The organism is Gillisia xinjiangensis (assembly GCF_046298265.1).
Lineage (GTDB): Bacteria > Bacteroidota > Bacteroidia > Flavobacteriales > Flavobacteriaceae > Gillisia > Gillisia xinjiangensis.
On record NZ_JBKAHK010000106.1, the window covers coordinates 1 to 541 of the forward strand.

1 protein-coding gene is annotated in these 541 nt (G+C 58.6%); it reads right to left on the bottom strand.

Going from position 1 to position 541, the window contains the following annotated elements; translation table 11 throughout:
- Nucleotides 1–541 (bottom strand): PhoU domain-containing protein (locus ACKGJN_RS16720; RefSeq protein ID WP_409540701.1); only part of this gene is annotated, 541 nt, incomplete at both ends.

A 541-nucleotide genomic window follows, 5' to 3' on the forward strand; every position in this document is an offset into this window, starting at 1 on the left:
TATGAAAGGTCGGGGCTCGCAACGCTCTGTCCCTTGGTGATCTTGATGTGTTCGACCAGCCGGCTTTCCGACAGTTCGCCGGCTCGCTCCAAGATAGAGTAAGCGGCGGAGGTCAAGTGGCTGTTGATGCGTTTCAGGTCGCGCAGCACGTCAAGATGCAGCGACGACGAGGTGATCGATTCCGGCCGGCGCGCACTGATGCGCTCGTAGTGGTTCTCGATGTACCGGCGTTCCAGCTCGCGCACCTGCGTTTTCTGGCGCAGCAGCTGGCGTGCCAGCTCTATGTCACCGGAGGCAAAGACGTTCATCGCCAGGTCCAGGTTGGCGACGATGCGCGCGTGGAAACTCTCCAGTTCGGCCATGCCGTCGCTGGAGAAGGCGGTGTGGTTCTTGATCTTCTTGCTGGCCAGCTCCATCAGGTTCTTGTCGATGATGTCGCCGATGTGTTCCAGGTTGGTGGTGAAGTTCAGGATCTCCACGCTGCGTGCGCTTTCCTGCGTATCCAATTCTTCGTTGTTGAGCTTCGTCAGGTACAGCTTGA